Annotated in this window: 30 protein-coding genes and 1 pseudogene; 16 read left to right on the top strand and 15 right to left on the bottom strand. The window is 70.7% G+C overall.

Annotation, left to right across the window (positions count from 1 at the left end; translation table 11 throughout):
• The first annotated feature begins 208 nt into the window (after positions 1 to 208).
• Entirely contained in the window at positions 209 to 382 is a 174-nt protein-coding gene (locus tag AB0K21_RS38590) for a hypothetical protein (protein WP_343973983.1), read from the top strand.
• Positions 383 to 516: 134 nt separating this feature from the next.
• Here AB0K21_RS38590 and AB0K21_RS38585 read toward each other — a convergent pair whose 3' ends face one another.
• Entirely contained in the window at positions 517 to 2,157 is a 1,641-nt protein-coding gene (locus tag AB0K21_RS38585; protein ID WP_343973986.1) for a family 43 glycosylhydrolase, read from the bottom strand.
• 292 nt (positions 2,158 to 2,449) lie between these two features.
• On the bottom strand, positions 2,450 to 2,887 hold the full coding sequence (locus tag AB0K21_RS38580; protein WP_364157225.1) for a MarR family transcriptional regulator: 438 nt from the start codon (positions 2,885 to 2,887) through the stop codon (positions 2,450 to 2,452).
• Between the two features lie 175 nt (positions 2,888 to 3,062).
• Here AB0K21_RS38580 and AB0K21_RS38575 point away from each other — a divergent pair, with 175 nt between their 5' ends.
• The 4 genes from AB0K21_RS38575 (at position 3,063) to AB0K21_RS38560 (ending at position 5,007) form a co-directional block, all read left to right on the top strand.
• On the top strand, positions 3,063 to 3,500 hold the full coding sequence (locus tag AB0K21_RS38575; RefSeq protein ID WP_364157222.1) for a PPOX class F420-dependent oxidoreductase: 438 nt from the start codon (positions 3,063 to 3,065) through the stop codon (positions 3,498 to 3,500).
• A gap of 101 nt (positions 3,501 to 3,601) precedes the next feature.
• A complete protein-coding gene (locus AB0K21_RS38570; RefSeq protein ID WP_343973995.1) occupies positions 3,602 to 4,237 on the top strand; it encodes an NAD(P)H-dependent oxidoreductase in 636 nt (211 codons plus the stop codon).
• A gap of 71 nt (positions 4,238 to 4,308) precedes the next feature.
• On the top strand, positions 4,309 to 4,773 hold the full coding sequence (locus AB0K21_RS38565) for a nitroreductase/quinone reductase family protein (protein ID WP_343973998.1): 465 nt from the start codon (positions 4,309 to 4,311) through the stop codon (positions 4,771 to 4,773).
• Positions 4,774 to 4,839: 66 nt separating this feature from the next.
• Entirely contained in the window at positions 4,840 to 5,007 is a 168-nt protein-coding gene (locus tag AB0K21_RS38560; RefSeq protein ID WP_364157218.1) for a DUF6069 family protein, read from the top strand.
• On the opposite strand, the gene AB0K21_RS38555 is transcribed toward AB0K21_RS38560, so the two are convergent.
• The gene (locus AB0K21_RS38555; protein WP_364157215.1) at positions 4,973 to 5,317 is read right to left on the bottom strand and encodes a hypothetical protein; all 345 of its coding nucleotides are present in this window, start codon (positions 5,315 to 5,317) and stop codon (positions 4,973 to 4,975) included. The genes AB0K21_RS38560 and AB0K21_RS38555 overlap by 35 nt on opposite strands.
• Positions 5,318 to 5,896: 579 nt before the next feature.
• On the opposite strand from AB0K21_RS38555, the gene AB0K21_RS38550 reads away from it, so the two are divergent.
• The 3 genes from AB0K21_RS38550 to AB0K21_RS38540 all read left to right on the top strand — a co-directional run bounded on the left by AB0K21_RS38550 (position 5,897) and on the right by AB0K21_RS38540 (position 7,959).
• Positions 5,897 to 6,331, top strand: coding sequence for a nuclear transport factor 2 family protein (locus tag AB0K21_RS38550; protein WP_343974007.1), 435 nt, complete (start codon positions 5,897 to 5,899; stop codon positions 6,329 to 6,331).
• 212 nt (positions 6,332 to 6,543) lie between these two features.
• Entirely contained in the window at positions 6,544 to 6,939 is a 396-nt protein-coding gene (locus AB0K21_RS38545; protein ID WP_343974010.1) for a hypothetical protein, read from the top strand.
• Positions 6,940 to 7,806: 867 nt separating this feature from the next.
• On the top strand, positions 7,807 to 7,959 hold the full coding sequence (locus AB0K21_RS38540) for a hypothetical protein (protein ID WP_343974028.1): 153 nt from the start codon (positions 7,807 to 7,809) through the stop codon (positions 7,957 to 7,959).
• A 232-nt stretch (positions 7,960 to 8,191) separates the two neighbouring features.
• Here the strand turns inward: AB0K21_RS38540 and rox are convergent, their stop codons facing one another.
• Complete coding sequence (gene rox / locus AB0K21_RS38535) at positions 8,192 to 9,619, bottom strand: rifampin monooxygenase (protein ID WP_343974013.1); 1,428 nt, start codon at positions 9,617 to 9,619, stop codon at positions 8,192 to 8,194.
• Positions 9,620 to 10,108: 489 nt separating this feature from the next.
• Here rox and AB0K21_RS38530 point away from each other — a divergent pair, with 489 nt between their 5' ends.
• Positions 10,109 to 10,756 (top strand): hypothetical protein, encoded by a 648-nt coding sequence (locus AB0K21_RS38530; protein ID WP_364157211.1) that lies wholly within the window; start codon positions 10,109 to 10,111, stop codon positions 10,754 to 10,756.
• 100 nt (positions 10,757 to 10,856) lie between these two features.
• Here AB0K21_RS38530 and AB0K21_RS38525 read toward each other — a convergent pair whose 3' ends face one another.
• On the bottom strand, positions 10,857 to 11,627 hold the full coding sequence (locus AB0K21_RS38525; protein ID WP_343974019.1) for a hypothetical protein: 771 nt from the start codon (positions 11,625 to 11,627) through the stop codon (positions 10,857 to 10,859).
• A gap of 574 nt (positions 11,628 to 12,201) precedes the next feature.
• Here AB0K21_RS38525 and AB0K21_RS38520 point away from each other — a divergent pair.
• The gene (locus tag AB0K21_RS38520; RefSeq protein WP_343974022.1) at positions 12,202 to 12,996 is read left to right on the top strand and encodes an MOSC N-terminal beta barrel domain-containing protein; all 795 of its coding nucleotides are present in this window, start codon (positions 12,202 to 12,204) and stop codon (positions 12,994 to 12,996) included.
• Positions 12,997 to 13,062: 66 nt separating this feature from the next.
• Here the strand turns inward: AB0K21_RS38520 and AB0K21_RS38515 are convergent, their stop codons facing one another.
• Both AB0K21_RS38515 and AB0K21_RS38510 read right to left on the bottom strand, forming a co-directional pair.
• Complete coding sequence (locus AB0K21_RS38515) at positions 13,063 to 13,983, bottom strand: aminoglycoside phosphotransferase family protein (protein ID WP_364157207.1); 921 nt, start codon at positions 13,981 to 13,983, stop codon at positions 13,063 to 13,065.
• Positions 13,984 to 14,062: 79 nt separating this feature from the next.
• Positions 14,063 to 14,770 (bottom strand): MerR family transcriptional regulator, encoded by a 708-nt coding sequence (locus AB0K21_RS38510; RefSeq protein WP_364157204.1) that lies wholly within the window; start codon positions 14,768 to 14,770, stop codon positions 14,063 to 14,065.
• An 87-nt stretch (positions 14,771 to 14,857) separates the two neighbouring features.
• Here AB0K21_RS38510 and AB0K21_RS38505 point away from each other — a divergent pair, with 87 nt between their 5' ends.
• Positions 14,858 to 15,334: a DUF6194 family protein gene (locus AB0K21_RS38505; protein ID WP_364157201.1), complete on the top strand. Its 477-nt coding sequence runs from the start codon at positions 14,858 to 14,860 to the stop codon at positions 15,332 to 15,334.
• Between the two features lie 159 nt (positions 15,335 to 15,493).
• Here AB0K21_RS38505 and AB0K21_RS38500 read toward each other — a convergent pair.
• Both AB0K21_RS38500 and AB0K21_RS38495 read right to left on the bottom strand, forming a co-directional pair.
• Positions 15,494 to 16,441 (bottom strand): annotated as a pseudogene (locus tag AB0K21_RS38500) (WYL domain-containing protein); the annotation flags it as partial.
• Between the two features lie 163 nt (positions 16,442 to 16,604).
• Complete coding sequence (locus tag AB0K21_RS38495; RefSeq protein WP_343981540.1) at positions 16,605 to 16,856, bottom strand: hypothetical protein; 252 nt, start codon at positions 16,854 to 16,856, stop codon at positions 16,605 to 16,607.
• A gap of 23 nt (positions 16,857 to 16,879) precedes the next feature.
• On the opposite strand from AB0K21_RS38495, the gene AB0K21_RS38490 reads away from it, so the two are divergent.
• Complete coding sequence (locus AB0K21_RS38490; RefSeq protein ID WP_343981537.1) at positions 16,880 to 17,065, top strand: hypothetical protein; 186 nt, start codon at positions 16,880 to 16,882, stop codon at positions 17,063 to 17,065.
• Between the two features lie 244 nt (positions 17,066 to 17,309).
• Here AB0K21_RS38490 and AB0K21_RS38485 read toward each other — a convergent pair whose 3' ends face one another.
• The 3 genes from AB0K21_RS38485 to AB0K21_RS38475 form a co-directional block, all read right to left on the bottom strand.
• Entirely contained in the window at positions 17,310 to 17,792 is a 483-nt protein-coding gene (locus AB0K21_RS38485) for an ArsI/CadI family heavy metal resistance metalloenzyme (RefSeq protein ID WP_343981534.1), read from the bottom strand.
• Positions 17,793 to 17,852: 60 nt separating this feature from the next.
• Entirely contained in the window at positions 17,853 to 18,791 is a 939-nt protein-coding gene (locus tag AB0K21_RS38480) for an EamA family transporter (protein ID WP_364157196.1), read from the bottom strand.
• A 252-nt stretch (positions 18,792 to 19,043) separates the two neighbouring features.
• The gene (locus AB0K21_RS38475) at positions 19,044 to 19,589 is read right to left on the bottom strand and encodes a LysR family substrate-binding domain-containing protein (protein WP_343981528.1); all 546 of its coding nucleotides are present in this window, start codon (positions 19,587 to 19,589) and stop codon (positions 19,044 to 19,046) included.
• Positions 19,590 to 19,611: 22 nt separating this feature from the next.
• On the opposite strand from AB0K21_RS38475, the gene AB0K21_RS38470 reads away from it, so the two are divergent.
• Positions 19,612 to 20,505: an MBL fold metallo-hydrolase gene (locus tag AB0K21_RS38470; protein WP_343981524.1), complete on the top strand. Its 894-nt coding sequence runs from the start codon at positions 19,612 to 19,614 to the stop codon at positions 20,503 to 20,505.
• A 215-nt stretch (positions 20,506 to 20,720) separates the two neighbouring features.
• Here the strand turns inward: AB0K21_RS38470 and AB0K21_RS38465 are convergent, their stop codons facing one another.
• Positions 20,721 to 21,110: a RidA family protein gene (locus tag AB0K21_RS38465; protein WP_343981521.1), complete on the bottom strand. Its 390-nt coding sequence runs from the start codon at positions 21,108 to 21,110 to the stop codon at positions 20,721 to 20,723.
• A 68-nt stretch (positions 21,111 to 21,178) separates the two neighbouring features.
• On the opposite strand from AB0K21_RS38465, the gene AB0K21_RS38460 reads away from it, so the two are divergent.
• Positions 21,179 to 21,781, top strand: coding sequence for a CGNR zinc finger domain-containing protein (locus tag AB0K21_RS38460; protein WP_343981519.1), 603 nt, complete (start codon positions 21,179 to 21,181; stop codon positions 21,779 to 21,781).
• A gap of 342 nt (positions 21,782 to 22,123) precedes the next feature.
• On the opposite strand, the gene AB0K21_RS38455 is transcribed toward AB0K21_RS38460, so the two are convergent.
• Positions 22,124 to 22,342, bottom strand: coding sequence for a hypothetical protein (locus tag AB0K21_RS38455; RefSeq protein ID WP_343981517.1), 219 nt, complete (start codon positions 22,340 to 22,342; stop codon positions 22,124 to 22,126).
• Between the two features lie 48 nt (positions 22,343 to 22,390).
• Positions 22,391 to 23,077: a TioE family transcriptional regulator gene (locus AB0K21_RS38450; RefSeq protein WP_364157189.1), complete on the bottom strand. Its 687-nt coding sequence runs from the start codon at positions 23,075 to 23,077 to the stop codon at positions 22,391 to 22,393.
• Between the two features lie 276 nt (positions 23,078 to 23,353).
• Here AB0K21_RS38450 and AB0K21_RS38445 point away from each other — a divergent pair, with 276 nt between their 5' ends.
• Positions 23,354 to 23,803: a helix-turn-helix transcriptional regulator gene (locus AB0K21_RS38445; RefSeq protein ID WP_343981511.1), complete on the top strand. Its 450-nt coding sequence runs from the start codon at positions 23,354 to 23,356 to the stop codon at positions 23,801 to 23,803.
• 5 nt (positions 23,804 to 23,808) lie between these two features.
• Positions 23,809 to 23,972: VOC family protein (locus tag AB0K21_RS38440; RefSeq protein WP_364157348.1), on the top strand; the 164-nt coding region annotated here is incomplete at its 3' end.

Genomic DNA, 23,972 nt, shown 5'->3' with positions numbered 1-23,972 from the left:
ATTCGCGTTGATCTTGTTCTCAGAAATGAGTAGTTCTCAAGCTCGAGTCGGTTCTCCGCTCCCAAACGTGTCCCCAGCCGTCAGGTGGCCTCCCCGCCGGAGTCCACAGGCCTCGCGCGCCCGCGCGTAGACCCCTCGCGAAACTCTGAAAACTCAACGACTCGGCTGGGCACTCCAGCGAGCGCTCCTGGAGGTGACGCGACTGGAAATGGCGACCGCCCTGCAACTGCGCAATCTGCGCGAGGCCGAACCGCAGCACGGCTCACCGGTGAGCCTCGCTGGCTCCGTCGGCGAGGGTGATGGCGAGGACCGAAACGGTGGTCGGCTAGAGGTCCTCGACGCACCAGGCGGCGATCTCGGCGCGGCGCAAGACCGGTGTTGAGATCGCTCACAGCCGCTCCCGCTACCGAGGTTGAGGGCTACCACCGTGCTGGCAAGGGGGCCGCATGGTGCGGCTGGCTGATCTCGGCCGTCGTGGCGTGCAGGTGTTCACCCTCGGCGGAGTGGGTGCCGCTGTCATACCGTGACGAGGGTTCGGGCGCGGTGGAAATCCGCGGGCAGGGCGCTGCCGGTCAGGTCCCAGACCCATAGGCCGAAGAAGGCTCCGGTAAAGCCCAGGGTGCGCAGGCCGCCTGCGTCGATGTCTTCGGCGTGCTCGTCGGAGACCACGGTGGCGTCCAAGGGCTGTCCGAACTCCTGCCAGGTGCCCTCCAGCCGGACGCGGGTGCGCAGCAGCGGGCCTTGGAGATCCAGGGCGAGGCTGATCGGGGCGGTGTCGCTATCAGGCAGGGGCAGGCCGCCGTCCTCATCGACGGTGGTGACGCCGCGGTCGCAGGTGGCGCGGTGGAGCACGGCCTGCCCGGTGTCGTCTGCGGTGATGTGGAGGAAGTGCCAGTTGCGGGTGTTGTAGTAGAGGGTCACGCCGGCCAGGTGCTGGAAGCCGAGGGGGCGGAACTCGATGTCGGCTTCGAAGGTGGACCGCGGGGCGGGGACGCGGCGGGCGACGAGGCTGGGGCCGATGAGGCTCTGGGGTGAGCGGCCGCCCCGGATGCGCAGGTGGGAGGGGCGTTCGGTCAGCGAGAGCCAGTCGGGGGCGGCGTGGCGCCGCAAAGTGGACCACTGCGGGCCGAGGTTCGGGGCGTCGAAGTCGTCGTCCTCGGCGGGCGGCCAGGCGGGGGTGAGGGTGGTGTCCTTCGTTGTGGGGCGGACCTGGTCGTGTCCGACGGGAACGGTGATGGCCGGACGCCCGCCGGGAACGCGGGGCCAGCCGTCGTCGGTCCATTCCACCGGGGCGATGGCGGTCTCGCGGCCGAGGATGCACGGGCCGCGCCGACCCGTGGGGCGGGCGGCGAGGTAGGCGATCCAGGTGCGGCCGTCCGGCATGGTGAACAGGCTGCCGTGCCCGGCTTTCTGGAGTGGAAGGTCGGGGTCGTGGAGCGAGGTGAGCAGCGGCCCGGCGGGGTCGGTGACGTACGGGCCGGTCAGGCGGCGGGAGCGGGCGACGGTGACCCGGTGTTCCCATCCGGTGCCACCGTCGGCGGTGGTCAGATAGTACCAAGGGCCGCGGCGCAACAGGTTCGGTCCCTCGATCCAGCCCGCCCTGGGCGGGAGCTGGATGCGGACCGGGTCGCCGGTCAGGCGGCGGGCGGTGCGGTCGTAGCGGACGACTTCCAGGCCGGCGCTGCCGCCATGGCCGGGGCGCCAGTCGTGGACGAGGTTGAGCAGCCAGCTGTCAGGCCCGTCATGGAAGAGCGACGGGTCGAACCCGCGCGAATGCAGGGGGGCGGGGTCCGACCAGGGACCGATGGGGTCGGCCGCGGTGGTCAGCAGGTTGGGGCAGTCGGTGAAGCCGCCCGCGTAGGTGGACACGTTGCTGTAGACGAGGTGGAACAGGCCGTCCGCCCAGGTCAGGCTGGGAGCCCAGACGCCGCCGGAGTCCGGTGTGCCCTCCAGTCGCAGCAGCCGGTCCGCGCCGAGCGCGCCGCCGAGCGGGTCCCAGCGCACGAGGTCGCGGGAGCGGTGGATGCGGACGCCCGGACTCCACTCGAAGGTCGAGGTCGCCACGTAGACCCAGCCGTCGACGACCACGGCCGACGGGTCGGGGTGCGATCCCGGCAGTACCGGGTTGTGTATGGCCGGTGCCGGCGGTTGTGTCATGCGGTCCTTTCTGTCGGCGGCCCGCAGGTCTGCCAGGCCGTGGCACGGATGATCTTTGCGGGTTCCGCGATCGATGGACGGTGCGCCGCGGGATCGTCTCCACCGGGTCCCCCGGGTCGCGGGCGAAGCCCGGCTCGACCGCGGCCCACCAGCGGCTTCGGCGAGTGAAGCGCCCTACCGCCGTTTCTCGCCGGATGCCGTGCCGGTTTCACCGGCTTGCGGCGTGGGCCGCCCGTCACGTGGTCGTCCTGACCACCCGCGCCCACCGATCGGGAAGGCGCACCAGAGGAGTTCAGCGGCAGTCGGCCGGGCCCGCGCCGAATGCCGCGCGGTGCTGCTGGATGATCCCGGTCATCGTGGCGCGCAGGTGTTCGCCGTCGGCGAGGTCGAGGTCGGCGGTGAGCTGGGCGAGTTGCCCGGTGATCTCGGCGTGGAAGGCGGCGGCGGCCTCGCGGCCGGTGTCGGTGAGGGTGGCCTGCAAGGCGCGGCGGTCGCCGGGGACGGGGTCGCGGCGGGCCAGGCCTCGTTTCTCGGCGCGGTCCATGAGACCGGTGAGGGCGGCGCGTTCAACGCCGAAGATCTGGGCGAGGTCGGCCATGCCGCGGGGCCCTTCCAGCAGGACGCACAGGAGCTTGGCCTGGACAGGGGTCAGGTCGTGGCGTTCGGAGACCCGTGCGTAGATCCCCTGGACCAGGCCGGTGAGCTGGATCAGCGCGGTGGCGACGTCCATCGGCTCGCTGGCGGGGCCGGCAGCGGTACAGGGGTGACCTGAGGGGATGGCCGTTTCGGTGACTGTTTGCGCTGTCGTGTCCACAGGAATAATGTACACCATACATATAGTTAATGCCATGTACAGTACGCTGCATTAACCAAATGGCCGGTGAGGGCGGGCAAAGGAGGATCACATGTCGTTCAGCGAGCAAGAGATCGCGTATCTGAGGTCCCAGCGGCTGGCGCGGATCGCCACCGTCGGCGCGGACGGCCAGCCGGACGTGGCGCCGGTGGGATTCGAGTTCGACGGGACCCATCTGCTGGTGGGCGGGTTCAACCCGGCCCGCACCCGCAAGTTCCGCAACGTGGCGGCCGGCAACGCCAAAATCGCGATCGTGATCGACGACCTGCCGTCCGTCCAGCCATGGACGCCCCGCTACCTGCGCGTCTACGGCGACGCCCAGATCGTGCAGCGGCAGGGGCCCCGCGGACCCGCCCCGGTCATGCGGATCATGCCGCGGGTGTCGTGGTCCTACAACCTGGACGGCCTGCCGTTCAGCCACGACCGCGAGGTGAGTGTCCGCCGCACCGTCCACACCACCGGTCCGGCGGACGGCCCGCCACAGGACTGACCGGCCCCGCCTGGGAGCGGCCCGCCCGCACGGGGTCCGCACCCGCACCGCCGCTGTGCGCGGCATATCCCCGCACACGCCTGTCAAAGGAGAGAACAATCATGTCGAAACTGCTGGTGATCGTGGGCAGCACCCGTCCGGGACGGGCCGCCGACCAGGTGGTGCCCTGGGTCCTCGAGCACGCCGCCGCGCACGAGGGATTCGAGGTCGAGGTCGCCGACCTGCGCGACTGGCCGCTGCCGATCTTCACCGAGCACTTCGGGACCGTCGGCGACATCAACGACCCGACCTATTCCGAGCCGCTCGTGCGGGCGTGGAACAAGAAGGTCAAGGAGCACGACGCGTTCCTGTTCATCACGCCGGAATACAACCACAGCGTGCCGGGCGCGCTGAAGAACGCGATCGACTCGATCTGGCTGTCGTTCGGGTTCCGCAACAAGCCCGTCGCGGTCGTCGGCTACAGCAACGGCATCGGCGGCGGCATCCGCGCCATCGAGCACCTGGCCCAGATGATGGTCGAGGCCGAAGCCGTCCCGCTGCGCAACGCCACCGTGCTGCCGTTCGTCGGCGACGCCTTCGACGCACACGGCGCGCCGAAGAACCCGATGACCGGCATCAGCCTGCAGGTCATGTTCGACGACCTCGCCTGGTGGGCCTCCGCCCTGGACAAGGCCCGCGCCGACGGCGAGCTCGTCCCCGGCATGTTCCGCGCCCGCGCCGCCGCAGCCCAGAACTGACCCGCGCTTTCGTCGCCCGGCCGCCCCGCCACGGGGCGGCTTTCCACCTCCGATCACGAACGGGAGCAACGATGAGCTTCACCACCCGCCGCGGCACCCGCGGCGCCCGCCAGCCCAAGGCCAACCGGTTCTTCACCTGGGTGAACACCTGGGCGATGAAGCGGATCCGCACCAAGGGCGGCCAGGTCATGGGCATGAGCGCCCTGGTCCTGACCACCATCGGCGCCAAGACCGGGATCAGGCGCAGCACCCCTGTCGCCTGGTTTCCCGGCCCTGACGGCTCCTGGCTGATCGTGGCCTCGGCCGCCGGCGCCGCCGGCAATCCCGCCTGGTACCACAACATCGCCGCTTACCCCGACCAGGTCGAGATCGACGTCGACGGCGCCACCGTCTCGGTCACCGCCACCCAGTTGCACGGCCCCGGCCGCGACACCGCGTGGGCTCAGATCGCGAAGGCATCGGCCAGATTCGCCGGCTATCAGGACAAGACCGACCGGGAACTGCCCATCATCCGACTGACCCGCCGCCCGGCCTGACCCACGCCGAGCCCAAACACCCGAACTTCGAGGATCGTCCTCGCGCTGGCCCGTCGACGCCCCGCCGTGCGCACGTGGGCCTCCTGGGGCGGGCTCGCTCTGGCGCTGGTCTCAGCCGCGACGCCGTTCACGGTCTCCAGCGACACCCTCACCAGCCTTGCACTGGCCGCCATGCACCTGGTCGTCGGCGCCGCCTGGGTCACCAGCATGCGCACTGGCCCCGACCACCGCTGACCCCTGCGGTCACCACCATGCTCGCCCAGCTCAACCGCTCATCGCGTGGAGCCAAGCCCGCGCACCACTTCCTACCGCCCAGCTGGTCGAGGTCTGACCGGCACGGCTCTGTGAGAAAGGCCCGCACATGACCCTCACCGGAGCGGAACTGGCCGGCCAGGACGCTGTCGTCATAGGAGGCACCGGCAACGTCGGCGCCTTCCTGGTCGACGCCTTCGTCCGCGCCGACGCCCGGGTGCCGGTTCTCTCCCGCTCCCAGGACAAGATCGACCGTCTCCTCGCCCGGCTCGGCCCGGACAAGGCCAGTCACGTCGGCGCCTTGATCGGCGACATCGGGTCTGCGGCGGGTGCCGTCGCGGCGGCACCCGCCGGCTGGCACCAGACACCCTCGATGCTCCAAGCCGGATTCGACGACTTCAAGGCCGTCATCGAAAACAGCCTGTTCCCGCACTACCTGGCCGCGCAGACCTTCCTGCCACTGCCCCCGGCGGCTCCTACACCAGCATCAACGGCCCCGTGGGGTTCATCGGACCGCCTCAGCCCGGGATCGGGCCGATGGCGGTGGTCTCGGTCGCGCAAAACAAGCTCATGCAGGCCTTCGCGGTGGAGACCGCCGGCACACCCCGGGTCAACGACGTGGTCATGATGGCCTTCATCGGCCCTCACGGCACCCGCCCGGGCTCACCTCTCACCGGAGAACAGGTCGGCGACTACGTCGGCGCCCTGGCCTCACCGGCAGGCAGGACGGTGCACAACCAGACGCTGCACCTGCGCGACCCGCGCCAGGTCGCCGCGGCGTTGGCCGGCGACTTCACCGGCCCCGAGACCACTCCACCCCACGGGCCCGCTGAGCACCCATCCGGCACCTCAGGGCAAGGACCAGCACACCATGAACGACACCCACAGCACCCACGGCACCGGCAACGCGGTCACAGCCGTCGCCGACGCCTACTTCGGCGCCTGGCAAGCCAACCAGCCCTCCCAGCTGGCCGATGTGCTCGCCCCCGACGTTCGCGTCAACGGGCCCCTGGGGCAGATAGACGGCGCCGCGCAGTACCAGGCCTCGCTGGCCCGCATCTTCGCCATCACCAGCGAGCTCGTCTTCCACAAGCGGTGGGTCGACGGCGACGACGTCATGACCTGGTTCGATCTGCACCCCCGCGGCGCCGGGGAACCTTTCCCCGTAGCCAGCTGGCTGCAGATCGAAGGTGGCCGCATCACCCGCGTCCGGGTCACCTTCGACCTCGGCAAGCTCCTGCAGGCCGGCGACCCGCGCCGTGCTTCCACCGGCCAAGAAGAGCCCGGCCCGGCGGCTCGTCCCTGAATCGCTGAACGGCGCAGTCAGCTGCGGCGAGTACTTCGCCATTGGCTGCCCCCGGCCAACACCCATCGCACGAGGTGCGCGCGACGGCTGCCGCCTGTCGGCGTACGCCTCTGTGTGCAGAGGCGTACGCCGACATCGAGGATCGCGAGGGCCTTCGCCAGCGCGGTTCGTGAGGACCCCTGGTGTCGTCCGCCGTATTGAAGGTCGTCGCCGTGACTGGCGACCTGTTCCAGCACATCGGCTCTGGCACGTTGGATCTCCTCGTCCGTGGCGTGGCGCAGTTCAGCGATGCCCGGGGCCGGTACTACGCCTCGCCCGCACTGGCCAGGCTGTTGGACTCGGCGCCGCGCGAGCAACTCTCCGACCGCTTCCCCGGCACTCGCGCCGGGTTGATCGGCCAGGCCGCGCTGTCCGGGCCCGACGAGCTGGCCAGCGCGCCGAGCAGCGCGCTGGCCGGCCTCGCGCTCTTCCAGGCGGTACGGCCCGCGCTCGCCGGGGTGCGGATCACCGATTCCCGCTTCTTCCCCGAGCTGATCGTCCCGCACTCCTGGCGGTACGCGGCCGTGCTCGTCTGCGTGCCGGTCGTCGCGGCGTGCGTCGCGCTGTAATCGCTGCGCCGAGTGCGGATCTCACCGCTCGGCGCGGCCAGGAAGGCCGCGTCGCCCCCGCCGCGGGGTTGGCGGGTGATCCCGCTGCTGGCCGGGCTGGGGTTGTTCGCGGGCCCGGTGTACCGAAACGGCAAGGAGCCCGACGCCCTGCTGTCCGGCGCGGAGCTCGCCCTGATCATGGTCGGGCCCTGGCTGACGATGCGGGCCGCGCGCCTGGCAGCCCGGCTGACCCGGAGCGCGGCGACACTGCCGGCCGCGCAGCGGATGGCCGCGGACCCCAGAGCCGCCTTCCGCGCGGTAAGCGGGCTCGTGCTGGCGGTGTTCATCGGCACGGCGATAGCGGGCCTCGTGCCCGCCGTGCTCTCCGGTCAGCAGGCCGTGGCCGGCGGCGCGCTGAACCACGTGCTGCGCGCCCAGTTCGCCCGGCCCGGCGTCACGGGCCTACCCCAGCAGACACAGGCGGACCTGCTCGCCCGCCTGCGCGGCTCCCCGGGCGTGGATGTGCTGCCGATCTACGCCAAGCAAGCCGGGAGACCCCGAATTCAGCCCCTGGCGGGTGCCGTTCGACCCCGCGCATCCACTGACCACCCCTCGGGGGCTCAAGCACGACAGTCCGGCGGCGCGGCAAGCCCTGGCCGATGCCGTGCACTTCTTCCAGGCCAACCGCATCCCCCTGACGCTCACCCCGGGCCAGGCGCAGCGCTACTCCTCGATCCCGCTTCCCGGCTGTACCGAGGGCGAGGGCTGTTTCGACAGGGTGCGTATGAGCGGCCCGCTCGGCACCGACGGGCACTACCCGGAGGTGGACACCGGCTCCAGCTTCATGATGGCCGTCGAGCTCGGCCCTGACGGCCCCGTTCCCGCACCATCCTCACCTACTCCCTCTCCGCCGATCCCACCTCGGCCCACCACACCGACCAGACGGTCCTGTTCTCGCGCGGCCAGTGGGTCACCGGGCGCTTCACCGGAGCCGAGATCGCCGCCGATCCGCAGCTGAGGACCACCACGGTGCGTGGGTGAGGTACGCGACGTCAAGCAACCGGAGTTGACCGGCATCGACCGGTCAACTCCGATCTCCAGCATGGCCTGGTGGGTTCGGAACGTCCTTACCTGCGGATCGGGAATCCCGACAAGACTGATCTCGCTAGGGTCGTCGTACTTCGCGAGGGTTTCGAGCCGGCGGGGTACGGCACCGACCGCGCCGAACGCGGCCGGAGACAGGCCCCCGCCCTTTCGAGCCACAACCGCGCGCTCAGCTGACGGCAGCGCCGAACCACTTGGGCAGCCGGCCGAGCAGCCCTTGCTGGTCTTCACCGACCCACGCCACGTGGCCGTCCGGCCGCAGCAGCACCGCGGGCACGTTCAGTTCCTCGCTGACGTCGACGACGTGGTCGACCCGATCCGCCCAACCCGCCACCGAGAGCCGGCCGGTCTGGTCGAGCAGCAGCCCGCGGCCGCCGTGCATCCGCTCGTAGAGGCGTCCCCGTTTCAGCTCCATGTCCCGCATCCGCCGGCCGAGCAGTTCATGCCCCTCGCCGAAGTCGTAGCGGACCCCGATCGCGATGATCTTCTCGATCAGGTACCGGTTCACCTCCTCGAAGTCCATCAGTTCCGACAGCAGCCGGCGCACTGACCGGGGGCCCGGCTCAAAAGAGAGCAGCTCCATCTGCGCGCGGGTGTTGTTCAGTACGTCGGCGGCCACCGGGTGCCGTTCGGTGTGATAACTGTCCAGCAGCCCCTCCGGCGCCCAGCCTCCGACCTCGGCGGCCAGTTTCCAGCCGAGGTTGAACGCGTCCTGGATACCGAGGTTGAGCCCCTGCCCGCCGGTCGGCGGGTGGATGTGCGCCGCGTCGCCGGCCAGCAGCACCCGGCCGACCCGGTAGCGCTCGGCCAACCGGGTGGCGTCGCCGAAACGGGAGAGCCAGCGCGGTGAGTGCACGCCGAAGTCGGTGCCGGCGAAGGCCCGCAGCCGCTGTTTGAACTCCTCCAAGGTCGGCGGAACCGTGCGGTCCTCGGCCACCCCCTCGGCGGGCACGACGACGCGGTACACCCCGTCCCCGAGGGGCCCGGCGCCGAACCTCAGTTGGGTCCTGCGGACCTGTGCGACGATGGCGGCGACCGTCGCCGGATCCTCGGTCACCTTCATCTCGCCCAGCAGCGTCTCGACCCTGCTGGGCTCGCCGGGGAAGCCGACGCCGAGCAGCTTGCGCACCGTGCTGCGGCCGCCGTCGCAGCCGACGAGGTAGCGCGAGCGCAGCCGCGTGCCATCGGCCAGCTCGACGGTCACCCCGTGTTCGTCCTGGTCGAGCCCGACCAGCTCGCACCCGCGCCGGATCTCCGCGCCGACCTCGGTGGCGTGCTCGGCCAGCAGGCGATCGGTGGTGGTCTGCGGAATGCCGAGAACGTAGGGATGCGTGGTGTCCAGCCGGTCGGGCGAGGGCTTGTCGATGCCGGCGAAGAAACCGCCGACCGGGTACTTCTTGCCGTGCACGAGGAACCGCTCCAGCAGTCCGCGCTGGTCCATCACCTCGATGCTGCGCACGTGCAGGCCGAGCGCGCGGACATACCTGGCCGGCTCCGCCTCCTTCTCCAGCACGAGCGTGTGCACGCCATGCAGCCGCAGCTCGCCGGCCAGCATCATGCCGGTCGGTCCGCCGCCGGCAACGATCACGTCAATCATGAACCCCCCATTCGACAAGGTCGCATTTCGGCCGGCCGCTCCATGCGGTCCGGTGACTCGCACACCCGTGTCCTCGCGCCGAGTTTCCGTAACCGCACCGCGACTCCCACCGGCGGTTCGACGTCCCGCGAAACCCACACGTCGACAAAAGAACACGTATTCCGCGAATCCCTGATTTCCGCAGGTTCTGGCCTCGGCCGACGATTCTGCGGCACGACCCGGGTCTTGCCGCAAGCCCCCCGGTGCGCTATACGTTGAGAGTGGCAAGGAGTGGATGACCTCCTTGCCTTTGCCTTTTGTCGCCCGGCTGTGGACGGACAGGCTCCTCCCGAAGCGGTGACGCGCCGCGTACGGCGATACCACCGCCGGCTGGGACGAGGACGACCCCGACGCCTCCGTCGAGGAGCACCTGATCGTCGTCTCCCCCGGCCGTCGCCCGTGGCGGCGAGGTCCGGCGCGCGCGACGGGCCGGTCGTCCCCACCGTCCAGGTGACCGTCTCGAGCTACGTCACCCCGGCCCCGAAGCCATCGCCGCCGGCACCGGCCGTGGCCGCTTCGACCTACCTGTACTGGCCCGCCAAGGAAGACCTCATCCTCGGGCTGCTCGCCCGTGAACTGCTGACCTTCCTGAATGAGATCGTCGCCCGCATCACCGCCGATCCCGCCATCGTGCTGCCGCGCCATCTGGCCCCGCTGCTGATCCGCACCGGACTGCGGCTGCCCCTGGCTCGCCGCGTGCAGAGCGGCGACGCCGGCCTGCTGCGACTGCTCACCCAGCAGGTCGGCGACCGCGAACTGTTCGCCCGCACCACGCCCAGCGCCCTGTGCGAGACGGGCCTGCCGATCTGTCACCGCCACGGCCTGATCCGCCACGATCGTCCCCTGCCCGACCTGACCTACGCCGTGCACGCCGTACTCACCGGGTTCGGCGCCGCCATGTCCGACCCGGCCACCGCATCCCTAGGCGTCGACGACCCTGCCGAGGTCCTCGCAGACACCGTGGCCCAGTTGCTCGAACCCCCCGTCGCCCCCGGCGAGCAGGCCATCGCCGCGGCCGCCGAGAAGACCATCATCGTCCTACGACAGATCAACGAGGCGTTGCTCGACCTCATCGAGCGCAGCCAGACCTTCCAGTAGTGAGCAGCTCCAAGTCTGCGCGGCTCCGCAGGAGACGTCTGAAGACGTTGCGTCCAAGCCCGTCGTAAGAACAGCGCCCGAACCGGACCGCTCCGCTTCGTCAGCCCGGTGATCTGCCATCGTCGGGGGCGCGCCCGACACGGCGGGCGTTGCCGGTTCCGCAGTCCAGGCACACCACCCAGTCCCGCAGCTCGCCGTCTTGCTCCCAGATCTCACCGGCGACATTGCTCTGATCTTCGCCGCAGAAGAAACAGTTCCCCTCGCGGCCCTTCAGGCGCCGCATCGCGTGCAACCGCTCGCCCTCATGGTGCTGGTAGCCCAGCCAGCCGCACCCGGAGCACTCCCACCACAGTTCGCGCCTGGGCTGTGGCTCCTGGCCGCCCCAGAGGCTGCGGCGACGCAGAACCTGCAGAGCCGTCAGCTTCCGCCGGCACCGTGCGCATTCCGGGCTCACGAGGTGAAGCCCGCGAGGTTCGTACAGTGCCATCACCGGGGTGCGGCCGGTGACGGTGAGGGAGTCACGCGCTTGGGAGATGAGCAGCGACATGCGGAACTCACCGGTCCTGGCCTCGATGTTGGTCGGCACTTCGGGAACGTCCCTCAGCACGGTGACGTCCCAACCGGCGGACACGAGCAGAAACCTGGCGCCCTGCACCGGATCGACACCCGGCTCACCGTTCATGGCGTGCTGGACGTGCACGGAATAGGAGAACCGCAGCGGTTCCTCCCAATAGGTGATAGCCGGCGCCTCCGGTAGCGCCACCTCCAGGTCCTGGTCTCCGGTCAGCTCCACGACGACCGACCGGACCTGGCCGCGCAGCCACCGAGCCGCCCGATCCAACTCTTCACGCGCGCCCGGGATCTTCGTCATCACCACGTCCCGGCATCGGAGCATTCGCCGCGCCTCACCGGCGAACCGTACATACTTCCAAGCCCGACGCCAAGGTCCGGTCTTGTTCGCGAGAGTCGACCGCGGACGAGGCCCGCCGGATCGGCGGCCGGGGACGGACCGTTGGGGAGTTCCTGGCGATCGAGCGGCCGCTGCGGCCCGGGGCGGCCACAGCGCGGGCAGTCCCGCTTGGCCGCCTCCTGCCGGGCTTCGCGACGGCGGTCCCGACACACCGTCACCCCTTTCGACCGGACCGGGTGGCCGCACTCCGGGCAGAGTCGCGAGCAGGTCACCCACTTGCCGGACTCGGCCTGCGAGGTCTTCTGGGCGATGCCGCCGGGCCCGCCCGAAGAGGAGGTGCCAGGCCGCGTCCTCCGACGGCACCCGCGATGAAAGTTTCGCCAGAAGCCGCTACGGGGCTTCCGACGAACGGACCCCGCCGCCTCATCGAAGAGCATGCGAAACCCACATCCCAGAGGGGCCCGGTGCCCCGCCCCGGACGCCCCGTGGACACGCTCCCATACCCCAGGAGAGCGCTTCCTCCTATCCTTGCCCAATGGAACTAGCGGAGATCCGCACCTACCCCATCAAATCCACCAGAGGCATCTCCCGCCCATCCGCCCAAGTACTCCCCTGGGGTCTGGAAGGCGACCGCCGCTGGGCCGTGGTGGACCCGCTGGGAGAACTGATCTGGGTAGGCGAACACCCCCGGCTTCTCTCAGTTTCGGCCGCCGAGACCCCCGAAGGCGGTCTTCACCTGTCGGCGAAGGCCATGGGCGAACTCAAGGTCCCCCCGGCCACCGGCGACACGATCTCGCTAGGTTGCTCCAACCTCGACCGAGCCGTGCTCGCCCACGCCGACGCCCACGAATGGTTCACCCGCCTGCTCGGCATGCCCGCTCGCCTCATCTGGCTGGACGACCCCGGACGCCGGACCATCACCGAGAAACAGGGCGGCCTCTGGGACGGGCCCCTCATGCTCGTCTCCAGGAGTTCGCTCCAGCGCCTGGACGACTGGATCGCCGAAGGTGCCATGGAACGCCAGGAGCACCCCCCGGCCCCCCTCGACGTCGCCCGCCTCCGGCCCAACGCCATCATCGACGGCGCGGAACCCTTCGCGGAGGACACCTGGACGTCGGTCCGCATCGGCGAGGTCGATTTCCGCGTCTCGGGGTTGTGCGACCGCTGCGCCGCCACCATCTGGGACCCGGTCACTCAGGACCGCGGCAAGGAACCCCTGAGAACCCTGGCCAAACACCGCCGCTGGGACGGAGAGACCTGGTTCGGTATCCGCCTGGTGCCCAGGAACCTCGGCGAGCTGAGGGTCGGCGACGAAGTCCGGCCAGGCTAGCCGGTCAGGCGATTCAGGGCCGCCTTCAGCACCGCGAGCCCGGCCCCGCCTCCGAATCCGAGACGATCAGCGGTGGGCCGTTGCGATGAGGCGTCGCAGTGCGGCGTGGGCGGGTGGGCCCCACGTAGCCTTGCCGCCTGGGCGGCCGCGGACGCCGGCCTCTCCGATGAGGATGCCGGCGAGGGCCTGCCCCACCGCCCATCCGCGGGCGCGGCGCAGGGTCGCGGCGTCCGGGGCCGGCTGGCAGGCGGCGTGGAAGAGGTCGGCGGCGCCGTCCGGCAGCAGGGTCCACGCGGCGGCGAGGTCGCAGGCCGGATCGCCGGCGCAGAGGTCGCCGAAGTCGATCACGCCACAGATCGTGCCGTCCGCGGTGAGGATGTTGGCCGGATGCAGGTCGCCGTGGAGCCACAGCGCCGGGCCTGCCCAGCCGGGCGCGGCGGCGGCGTCGTCCCAGACCGCGCGGACGGCGTCCGGGTCGGAGACGAGCCCCAGTTCGGTGGCCGAGGCGAGCTGTTCGGTAAACCCCTCAGAGCGGTCGGCCAGCGACCCTCCGCGGCCAAAGCGGCCCGCGGGCGCCTCATCGGGGGCGGGTTGGTGCAGAGCCGCCAGGAAAGCGGCCAGGACGTCGGCCGCCTCCGCGCCGCGCGTGACGGGGGCCCGGTCGGCAGGCTCGCCCGGCACCCAGGTGGTGACGATCCAAGGTCGTGGAAACAGAGTGGAGGGCTCGCCGAGGCGCCGCGGGACGGGAACCGGCAGAGGAAGGCGCGGGGCGAGGACGGGCAGCCAGGTGTGCTCCTTGCGCAGCAGCGCGTCCGCGGACCGCGTCGCCCAGGGCAACCGGACGGCGAGGTCGTCGCCGAGCCGCCAGAGCTGGTTGTCCCAGCCACGCGCGCCGAGCCGCACAGGGCGATCGGCCAGGTCGGGGTGCTGGTCGCGCAGCAGATCCCGGACCAGCTCCGCGCTGATCTCGATCTCGGTGTGAGTCATGCGGAGCAACAGTAGCCGGATGGCGGCCCGCCCGTTTCCTCACCGGTGCACGGCTCTCAGGACAGCGGATCCCAGGCTGTCAGCTGCCGCTCGGGGAGGTGGCAGGCGAGAGCACAGCACTGAGGGCGGCGGCACCGTCGAGGAGGGCTCTGGAGCGCGCCGCGAGACCGGCGTCTCTGGCGGCCAGCACCGAGGCGACGTCCTCCAGCCGGCGGGCGCGCCGTAGCTCCGGCATGAGGGCACGAAGGGGTGCGATGCGGTAACCGGCCCTGCGCAGTTGGTGAACGATCCGTGCGTCTCGCACTTGGTCGGGTGTGTATCGTCGCGTTCCTCGCGCGGGATCGCGGTCGGGGACGACAAGATCCTCGGCATCCCAGTGCCGCAGCGTCGAAGGACGCACGCCGAGGGCGGCGGCGAGTTCGGAGACGCCCATCGAGTCCGATGCGCGCACGTCTTCGATCGGCTCGCTGGAGATCGTCCGGGCGGCCTCCCTGGCCTGTTTCAGTTCTGTGCGCTCTGCGTGGAGCCGGGCGTGCGCCGCGTCGAGAAGGGCGAGCACCTGCGAGGCAGGGAACCGGTGGACGGCTCGAACGATCTTCTTGGCCTCGATCGGGCCCGCGCCCGCCGCGAGGGCCCGGTAGGCCAACGCGGACTGTAGATGTATCTCCCCATAGATCCGGTAGCCCACGGCCGTACGCGTCGCCGGCGGCAGCACACCGTCGCGTTCGAGATTGCGCACCTGTTGAACGGAGTACCCGGCACGCCGAGCGACGTCGACGGTACGCATGTCCCGCGATTTGAGACCTGACACCCTGAAGCCCCTTATCCTCAGCCCCAAAGTCTCCATAAGCACTTTAATGCCACGCTAGAGCACATGACCATAGACGAGATCATTGGCTTCATCGACGGCCTCGACGGCGTCTTGACCCTCAGGCCGGCACCCGGCGACGGCTCGCCGGAGATCAGCTGGGGCGACACGTTCTTCTACTACGCGCCTGATGGTGTCATCCCGGCAACGACCCAGCCCTTCGCGACGGTCGTGACCAAGAACTACCCCGGCGACGAGGCATCGCGCCTGGACCTGCCGGACACCTTCCGCGTGAACATCTCCGCCGGTAAAGAGGCGTTCATCCGGTGGACCGGTCACGCACCACGCGAATCAGCCACCACCGAGGTCGACCCCGGCGCTGTCGACACCGTGATCGCGCACCCCGTCTACGGCACCGTCGGCTGGCTGGCGGTGGTGAACCCGGGCTCGCGCACTGGAGCGGCAACCCGTGAGCTGCTGCGTACGGCCCATCACCTCGCACGCTCGCGCCATGAGCGACGCGCTGGATCCACGGCGCGCTGACGTGAGGTGGCCCTGGAGATCATGGAGTTTCAGGTGGCGGTCCCCACCCGAATCCAGCGCGTCCTGCCGGTTCCGACGTCGTTGCGCATCTCGAAGCCGGCGGCCTCCCCGGCTTCTTGTCAGCCGGCGGCAACGGTTCCGGGGCCGCCCGCCGACCTCTCAGCCGAGCGGGCGGCCGGAGTCGTCCGCATCGCCGAAGCCCTTACCCGTGGTTCCCGATGCCGCCCGGAGACGGTCGGCCATGACGCCGATCCGCCCGATCAGCTCCGGTGGTTCATGGACCTCGAACCCGATGTCCATCAGGGCGACCCACACGACGATCTCGTCGAGGTTGTTCGCACCGCACAGGAGGACACAGGTCTCCGCGTCGACGGGCTCCACCGCCCCCACCGTCGGCGGCATGTGCCCGGTCACGACCTCCGCCGGGGCGTGCATGGTGAGGCGCGCCTGGTAGCGGTACGGGGCACTGGAGATCACCCGGGACATGTAGGCGGCGAGGTCCTCGTCAGGCGGATCCCGAGGGACGAAGCGGGGCCCGTTCGGCGTCCTCAGGCGCAGCCGGTCGACCCGGTAGGTCCGCCAGTCCTCCTTGTCGATGTCCCAGCCCACGAGATACCACCGGCGCCCCGAATGCACGAGCCGATGGGGCTCGGCTGAACGGCGGCTCTCCTGCCCCTCGTGCGACCGGTAGTCGAACCGCAGTCCCTCGTGGTCCCGGCAGGCCGCGGCGATGGCGGTCAGCACCTCGGGGTCCACCGGCGCCGCGGCCCCCGGCATGGGCACGGTCATCGACTGCAGCGCGTGAACGCGATGCCGCAGCCGTGCGGGCAGCACTCGTTCGAGCTTCGCGAGCGCCCGCACGGATGTCTCCTCGATCCCGGCGACCGTTTCCCCGGCGGCCGTCCTCAGCCCCACCGCGACCGCGACCGCCTCGTCGTCATCGAGCAGCGACGGGGGCAGGTCGGACCCGGCGCCCAGCCGGTAACCCGGCGTGCCGGCCGTGGCGTGCACGGGATAGCCCAGTTCCCGCAGCCGGTCCACATCCCGCCGTACGGTCCGCGTCGTGATGCCGAGTCGCTCCGCGAGCTCCGCGCCGGACCAGTCTCGGACCGCTCACCGACCCGGCGGCGCACGGCGGCGACCGGTCCGACGCGTTCCACCTCGTCGCCCCGTCGATTCCCGGGTTCGGTTTCTCCGGTCCGACCACCGAGACCGGCTGGGACCTGCAGCGGGTCGCGCGGGCGTGGACGGAACCGATGGACCGGCTCGGCTACCTCGGTACGGCGCGCAGGGCGGCGACAGCGGCTCGGTCATCTCGCCGACGCTCGGCCGCATCGCGCCCCAGAACGTCGTCGGCGTACACGTCAACGGCGCGCTCGGGTTCCCGACCGGCGACCCGGCCGAGTTCGAGGGGCTGACCCGGGCGGAACTCGCCCGCCTCGGCCAGTACCAGGACCAGGACCGGGCCGGCTACGCGATAATCCAGGCGACCCGGCCGCAGACCCTCGCGTTCGGACTGCACGACTCGCCCGCGGCGCAGCTGGCGTGGATCGTGGAGAAGTTCACGGCGTCGCCGTCTTCCCCGGCGACGCCGGGGTCCGGCGGATCGCCGAGCGCGAACACGACATCGTGCACTGGTCGGAGTTCGACCGGGGCGGCCACTTCGCCGCGATGGAGGCACCGGACCTGCTGGTCACCGATGTCCGCGCGTTCTTCCGGCTGGTTCGCTGACCTCAGGTTCGCCTGACATCGAACGGAACCAGGGGCCATACCGAGGGATCCCTTTGGTCTGCCGTTGTGGCCCGTTCCGGTCGTGGCGATCCTGATCGCCTTCGTGCGGGGGCAGGGCTACTGCCGGATCGGCCCCCGCATCACACCTTCCGGCCGGGCGGGTCTTGGCCGTACCGCCCCTCGACCACGGGCGGTACGGCCAAGGCCCGCTGCGGGCCAACCCGGGATGATCTTCCTCAGGTCGTCAGCAGCAGCCGGTGTTCGCCGCGGTGCCGACCGGCCGGCCGGGGGCCTGGTCCCCGTCCGGGCCACAGGCGCAGGGCGTCGCCGGGCCCTGGGCGGCGGACTTGCCCAGGACGTCGGCGTCGGCCTTGACCACGTACACCTCCCATGGCTCGGCGCCGGGACCGGTCACCCACACCTTGTCCTGCAGGGCGTAACAGCAGGAGGTGTCGTTCTCCTCGAAGGTGGCCAGCCCGGCGTCCTTCAGCCGCCGGGTGGCCGCGGTGACCTGGTCGGTGTCGGTCACTTCGACGCCGAGGTGGTCCAGGCGGGTGTCGTGGCCGGCCTCGCCTTCCAGGAGCACCGGCTTCAGCGGGGGCTCGGCGATGGCGAAGTTGGCGTAGCCGGGGCGACGTTTGGCGGGTTCGGTACCGAACAGTTTGGAGTAGAAGGCGATCGAGCCTTCCAGGTCGGAGACGCGAAAGGCGAGCTGAACACGGGACATGCGAGTCCTCCTTCTCGCCGCACGGCGTCTACCCGCGAACCGCCGAAGGATCCGGCCGTTTCAAGGACCGGTGCCCGGTTCTGAAACGGCGAGGGCGGAGCCGGTGGCGGTCTGGGCGAGCAGGGCGCCGGACAACACGATCAGCCCGCCCACGATCTGGAACGCACCGAGCGTCTCGCCGACCAGCGCCCAGGCCACGATCGCGCCGCCGATGACCTCCAGCGACGCCACGGTGGCGCCCACCGCGGCCGAGAGCCGCCGCACGGCGTGCACCCCCAGGATGTACGCGACCACGGTCGCCACCAGCACCATCCACAGGTACGCCACCAGCACCGGCAACATCCGGCCGCCACCCGCGGCGGGCGTCGCGGAGACCATGAAGGCGTCCCACAGGATGTTCCAGGGCCGGGCGAACGGGGTCAGCACCACGGCCGCCCCCGTCATCCCCCAGGCGATGAGTCCAAGCGGGTCCACGTCGTCGCCAAAGCTATCGTTCATCAGGAAATATCCGGCAGAGCATGCTCCGGCCAGCAACCCCAGCAGCAGGCCCGGCACGTCCAGCCGTACCTCCTGCCAGACCTCGACGACGACCCCGAGGCCCACGACCGCGACGACCGCCCCGACGTACGCGGCCCGCGCGAGCCGTGCCTTTCGTACGAGCCGCACCCACGCCACCACCATCACCGGCGCCATGCACACCAGCAGCAACGCGATCCCCACCGGCAACCGGGTGATCGCGACAAAGTAGAGCAACTGCACCCCGGCCACCGCCATGACCGCGTACAGCCCGAAGAACGGCAACCTGGAGCGGGGTATCCGCAACGCCCGCGGCCTGGTCACGGCCAGCGCGGCCACCAGTAACAGCCCCGCCCCCGCCATCCGCGTCCACACCGCCTCGATCGGCGTCAGCCCGGCGGTGATGAGGTATTTGGCCATCGGCCCCGAGAACGCGAAACACCACGAGGACACGAACGCGAGCGCGAGCCCCGCATACCTCATTTCACACCACCTGTGTCGTAACTACCGTCCAGCGGGCTTGACGCTGACATGTTCGGCGCCCCAGGCGCAACGGGATAAAGATCTTCGCATGATCGCTGACGGCGGACGACGGCGGTGCGGGGACCTGGCCGTTCCGTACGGCGACGGACGATCGGCTTCCGGTCCGCACCGTCGAGGAGGAACATCGGCGGCCTGTCGGTGCCCTACAGCAGCGGAAACGGGTTTGCAGCGGCGCCGGTCGCACGGACTCGGCTACGTTTGCGCCGACCGGTACGCGTTAACGGCGATGTGGGCGAATGAGCGGATCAGGGGACTCTCATGCTCGGTCGCCCAGGCGACAACAAGAAGGCTCGGGGGCATGTCGGTCAGGGGCGCCCAGGTCAGCTCGTCGGGCAGGGCATGGGTGAGCGGCGCGATGCCGACCATGCCGTTCCAGAGGACGGCCTGCGTGCATTCGTTGACGGTGCGCACCACCGGGCCGGCAGGCCGCTCGCCGACGGGCGTCGCCCCGTTCCAGTAGGCGCGCCAGACCGGGTCCGTGCCCTCTGGCAACTGGAACCAGGGACGGCCGGCGAGGTCGGCCAGGCACAGGGTGTCGCGGCCGGCCAGCGGGTCGTCCGCGCGCAGGACGACCCCGACCGGGTCGGAACGCAGCACGCGCGTGCTGATGCCGATGTCGTCAAAGGGCAGTCGGGTGAGCGCCACATCGGCCAGGCCGTTGCGCAGTCCCGTGGTGGGGTCGGTGAAGTCCGCCTCGCGGATATCGGGATTGCGGAATCGGTGTTGGACGCCGGGCACGCGCCGGCGGCAGGGTCGGAGCATGTCTTCCGAACCCCTCACCCACGAGCCGATCGTCGAGATCTCCCAGGTCCGGGAACTCGCCCGCGACCTGGTGGTGATCCCGAACCGCGGGGCGGAGCTCGTGCCCAACATCGGCGTCATCGGCGGCGACCACTCTGTGCTGGTCGTCGAGACCGGCATGGGACCGCGCAACGGCGAGAAGGTGCTCGCCTTCGCAACCGAGTACGCCAAGGGCCGCAAGCTCTACCTGACCACGACGCACTTCCACCCTGAGCACGCGTTCGGCGCGCAAGCCTTCGCGGGCGAGGCGACGTACCTCGTCAACGGCGCGCAGGCAGCGGACCTGGCCGGCAAGGGGCCGGGCTACCTCGAGATGTTCCGCGGCCTCGGCGCGCCGATCGCGCGGCAGCTGGAAGACGTCGAGCCGGTCACACCGGACGCGGTCTACGACGGCGCGTACGAGCTCGACCTGGGCGGCCGGGTCGTGCGGCTGCGTGCCACGGGACGCGCCCACAGCAAGGGCGACCAGGTGGTGACCGTCCCTGACGCGGGTGTGCTGTTCACCGGTGACCTGGTCGACGCCGGACAGTTCTCGATCTTCCCGTGGTTCCCGCCGTACGACACCGACGTCTCGGGGTTGCGCTGGATCGAGGTGATGCGCGGCCTGGTCGCGACCGGCCCGAAGGTGGTGGTGCCCGGCCACGGCGACATCTCCGGCCCGCAGTTGCTGGTCGATGTCCGTGACTATCTCGAGCTGCTGCGCGACGAGACCTGGGTGCGGCGCGACTCGGCTATGACCCAGGAGACAATCGTCGCGGAGGTCAAGGCGCTGATGATCGAGCGGCACCCGGAGTGGGTCGGCCAGGAGTGGATCGAAAAGGGCGTTGGCTGCTTCTGCGCGGAGCACGCGTGACGCGCCGGTAGCGCGGCATCTCCGCCTGCGCGAGATCTTCGGCGTCCCGGAGGCGGACCTGCCCGCCATCTCGGCCGAACACGCGGGGCCGGTGTTCGTTGAGGAGGCGTCGCAGGCCGCGAGCACGGCGGCGCCGTCATCATCGACCTGCTGTGTCCCTTCCGCAGGCGGGAGAGGCGGCGGTACGGCGAGGCCGACAGCGGCGTCGAAGGGGGTCACACGACGGCGACGGCGTCGATCTCGACGAGGAAGCCGGGGCCCAGGCCGGCCACGACGTGGACCGTGATGGCCGGCGGCGGGTCGGCCCGGTTCCACACCTCCTGGAAGGCGGCCACCCCCTCGTCGAACGTGTGCCCGTCCACCACGGCGATGCGCCAGTGCACGATGTTCGCCAGGCTCGCCCCCTCGCTCTCCAGGATGGTCGTGAGGTTGCGGAACGCCTGCCTGGACTGCTCCCCGACCGTGGGACCGACGACCTTGCCGTCGGCGCCGACGCCGTTCTGCCCGCCGACGTAGATCGTCTTCGTCGGCTGTTCGACCACGACGGCCTGGCTGAAGGCCGGGCTGCGATGGAGTCCTTCGGGGTTGATATGCCGTACACCCATGTGTCGCTCTCCTCTTGACGATAACACCGGTCATACTGGTTTCGTTCGACACCAGTTATAGTAGTGTCATGCGAGCGAACGCAACCGGACGGGTGCTGCACGACCCCAAGGGCGGGTCGTTCCGGTTCGATGCCGGCGCCGTCTGCCTGGACTTCGCCCACACCGGCGGTGAGGGCCGATACGCGGTTTTCGAGACCCTGCACGAGCCTGCCGACCTCGGTGAATGGCTGGCCCAGCCGCCACTGGCCGCGGTCATGACGGTCCCCGTGACGGCCCGCGAGCTGACCGCGGCCAAGACCCTCCGCCAGGCGATCTGGGACGCGGCACACGCCCAGGCGGCGCGTCACCCCCTCCCCACCGGAACCGTCGCCACCATCAACCGGGCCGCGGCCGCGGCGCCGCTGATCCCCGCGCTCGCCGCCGACGGCACGACCGCGGGGTGGGCGCCGCCGGTGCGGGCAACGCAGGCACTGTCGACGCTGGCGCGGGAGATGATCGAACTGCTGTCCGGGCCGCTCGCCGAACGCATCCGCGAGTGCGCGAGCGACAACTGCCCGCTGGTGTTCGTCGACACCTCCCGCCCCGGCGCCCGGCGCTGGTGCGCGATGGAGCGCTGCGGCAACCGCCACAAGCTCCGGGCTCTCCGCGCCCGGCGGGCCACGGACCCGTGACACGGCCTCAGGCACGGCGAACCCAGCGTTATCCCAGACCGCCCACCGGACCCGGCCGGCGCCGTGAAGACGTGAAGACGTGAAGACGTGAAGACCAGGTGGTCGCGCCTGGACGTTGCTGTGGGACTTCCGTCCAGGGGTGAGCCGCGGCCATCGGTTCCCGTCAGGCGTCCGTCTTGATCCGGCCCAGGCGAGCTGCCGGCGATCTCCCGGCGCCGGGATGGTCGCGCCGCTGAATGCGATGCCCAGGCCGGTGCCGGCGAAGTAGACGACGATCGGCATGCTGGAGGACATGCCGGCGGCGAGGCGGGTCGGCGGCAAGCGGATCTGTCATCGAAGGCCTCAAAGGTCGAACCGATCGGTGCCATCCCTTGCGCGCCGGTTGCCGAAGGCTTGACGATCGCCCCTGCCCGCACCCGCGCCGCCATCGTCGAAGCGGTGGTCCCGATGCCGCACGAGCGCGGACCTGACGGCGTCGGCGACGGCGAGCCGTGCGCCCGCGCCGGCGTGCCCGAGGTCCGAACTTCCGCGGCCGCCCGGCACCGGGTCGAGGCCGGTCACCCACAAAGGAAACGTTCGTGCGACCACCTGTGAACTCGCCGTCAGGTGCTACGACGTCCCCAGATAGGTGTCGAGCGCGCCCGCGCCCGCCAGCATCGCCAAGCCCCGCGCCGTCAGCCGGTCGCGCCACTCCCGCAGCGTCGCCTGCAGCGGTTCCGCTCCGCCCGCCGCCCGCACCTGCTCCAGCACCCGCGCGATCTGCTCCAGCCCGTGCCCGCCCCGCCGCAACTGGTGTGCCAGCAGCACGTCACGCACGTCGGCGGAGGTGTAGACGCGGTAGCCGGTGCGCGGGTCGCGCCGGGGCACGATCAGCCCGGCCCGCTCCCATTTGCGCAACGTCGCCGGCCGGATACCGAGCCTGCGCGCCAGCGGCCCGATGAACGTCACACCCGGCTCCAGATCACGCGGCGGTGCCAGGTCGCCCAGTGCCCGTTCCACGGCCTCCAGCGTGCACCGGTCGCCGGCCAGTTGCGCGTGGCTCTCGTCGATCAGCCGCAGCGCCTCCTCGGCCGCGCCGCCGTTCACGGCCCGCATGATGGCCCCCGCGGCCGCGTGGCCGTGCGCGGGTATCAGCACCAGGAACGTCCGCAACGCCGCCGCGTGGCGCGGAGCGTAGACGCGGTAGCCGTGCGGCGAGCGCTCGGCCGGCGGCAGGATCCCCGCCTCCTCGTAGTTGCGCACCGCCTGCGTGGACAGGCCGTGCTCGCGCGCCAGATCGATGGGTCGCAACCGCATTTTGAAGGTAGGCTCTCGTCAACAGCGGGAAATAACGCCAAAGTTTACACCTATGGCGCAATGATACCGTTGAAGGTGTGACAGCCTTGGGTGGCAGGTCAGGCGGTGGCCAGGTCCTCGTTGCCCAGGCGCGTCTGCTTGCTCCTCGCCATGAACCGGCGCAGCCTTGGACTGCCGAAGATCACCCGCCGCGACCGCGGCTTACGGTTGCCGTCCACGGAGTGGGGTGGGACACCAGCGGCGCTGGGCGACTCCCGCGCGACGTACGATTCGCATGTGACCAGCAGACCCGCCACGGCGCAACACCTGCGCGACCTCGCGCGGCTGCGCCGTGTCCGCGACCGGATCGACCGGGAGTACGCGCAGCCGCTGGACGTCGAGGCGCTGGCCCGCGGCGTGCACATGTCGGCCGGGCACCTCAGCCGCGAGTTCCGGCGCGCCTACGGCGAGTCGCCCTACGGCTACCTGATGACGCGTCGTATCGAGCGCGCGATGGCGCTGCTGCGCCGCGGCGACCTCAGCGTCACCGAGGTCTGCTTCGCGGTCGGCTGCTCGTCGCTGGGCACCTTCAGCACCCGCTTCACCGAACTGGTCGGTGCGCCGCCCAGCGTCTACCGGCGCCAGGCGGCGGAGGCGACCGCGGGAATGCCGTCCTGCGTGGCGAAGCAGGTGACCAGACCGATCAGGAATCGAGAAGCGCCGGCCCCCGAGCCGCACCTAGCGTGACTGCCATGGACATCACCATTCACACGAGCTTCCTCCCACACGACGCCCCGGACGCCTCCCTGGCCTTCTACCGCGACACCCTCGGCTTCGAGGTACGCAACGACGTCGGACAGGGCAAGATGCGCTGGATCACGGTCGGCCCCGCCGGGCAGCCCGGCACGTCCATCCT

The organism is Streptosporangium sp. NPDC049248 (assembly GCF_040678965.1).
In the GTDB taxonomy this organism is placed as follows: domain Bacteria; phylum Actinomycetota; class Actinomycetes; order Streptosporangiales; family Streptosporangiaceae; genus Streptosporangium; species Streptosporangium fukuiense.
This window is presented reverse-complemented; position numbering and strand designations above follow the sequence as displayed.

Bases quoted from the DNA above. Each gene is read 5' to 3' on its own strand.
- AB0K21_RS38525 (WP_343974019.1), bottom strand. From the start codon at position 11,627: ATGACGAAGATCCCGGGCGCGCGTGAAGAGTTGGATCGGGCGGCTCGG.
- AB0K21_RS38515 (WP_364157207.1), bottom strand. From the start codon at position 13,983: ATGACTCACACCGAGATCGAGATCAGCGCGGAGCTGGTCCGGGATCTG.
- rox (WP_343974013.1), bottom strand. From the start codon at position 9,619: ATGATTGACGTGATCGTTGCCGGCGGCGGACCGACCGGCATGATGCTG.
- AB0K21_RS38505 (WP_364157201.1), top strand. From the start codon at position 14,858: ATGACCATAGACGAGATCATTGGCTTCATCGACGGCCTCGACGGCGTC.
- AB0K21_RS38485 (WP_343981534.1), bottom strand. From the start codon at position 17,792: ATGTCCCGTGTTCAGCTCGCCTTTCGCGTCTCCGACCTGGAAGGCTCG.
- AB0K21_RS38470 (WP_343981524.1), top strand. From the start codon at position 19,612: ATGTCTTCCGAACCCCTCACCCACGAGCCGATCGTCGAGATCTCCCAG.
- AB0K21_RS38585 (WP_343973986.1), bottom strand. From the start codon at position 2,157: ATGACACAACCGCCGGCACCGGCCATACACAACCCGGTACTGCCGGGA.
- AB0K21_RS38565 (WP_343973998.1), top strand. From the start codon at position 4,309: ATGAGCTTCACCACCCGCCGCGGCACCCGCGGCGCCCGCCAGCCCAAG.
- AB0K21_RS38590 (WP_343973983.1), top strand. From the start codon at position 209: ATGGCGACCGCCCTGCAACTGCGCAATCTGCGCGAGGCCGAACCGCAG.
- AB0K21_RS38450 (WP_364157189.1), bottom strand. From the start codon at position 23,077: ATGCGGTTGCGACCCATCGATCTGGCGCGCGAGCACGGCCTGTCCACG.
- AB0K21_RS38520 (WP_343974022.1), top strand. From the start codon at position 12,202: ATGGAACTAGCGGAGATCCGCACCTACCCCATCAAATCCACCAGAGGC.
- AB0K21_RS38580 (WP_364157225.1), bottom strand. From the start codon at position 2,887: ATGGACGTCGCCACCGCGCTGATCCAGCTCACCGGCCTGGTCCAGGGG.
- AB0K21_RS38550 (WP_343974007.1), top strand. From the start codon at position 5,897: ATGAACGACACCCACAGCACCCACGGCACCGGCAACGCGGTCACAGCC.
- AB0K21_RS38575 (WP_364157222.1), top strand. From the start codon at position 3,063: ATGTCGTTCAGCGAGCAAGAGATCGCGTATCTGAGGTCCCAGCGGCTG.
- AB0K21_RS38510 (WP_364157204.1), bottom strand. From the start codon at position 14,770: ATGCGTACCGTCGACGTCGCTCGGCGTGCCGGGTACTCCGTTCAACAG.
- AB0K21_RS38480 (WP_364157196.1), bottom strand. From the start codon at position 18,791: ATGAGGTATGCGGGGCTCGCGCTCGCGTTCGTGTCCTCGTGGTGTTTC.
- AB0K21_RS38460 (WP_343981519.1), top strand. From the start codon at position 21,179: ATGCGAGCGAACGCAACCGGACGGGTGCTGCACGACCCCAAGGGCGGG.
- AB0K21_RS38570 (WP_343973995.1), top strand. From the start codon at position 3,602: ATGTCGAAACTGCTGGTGATCGTGGGCAGCACCCGTCCGGGACGGGCC.
- AB0K21_RS38465 (WP_343981521.1), bottom strand. From the start codon at position 21,110: ATGGGTGTACGGCATATCAACCCCGAAGGACTCCATCGCAGCCCGGCC.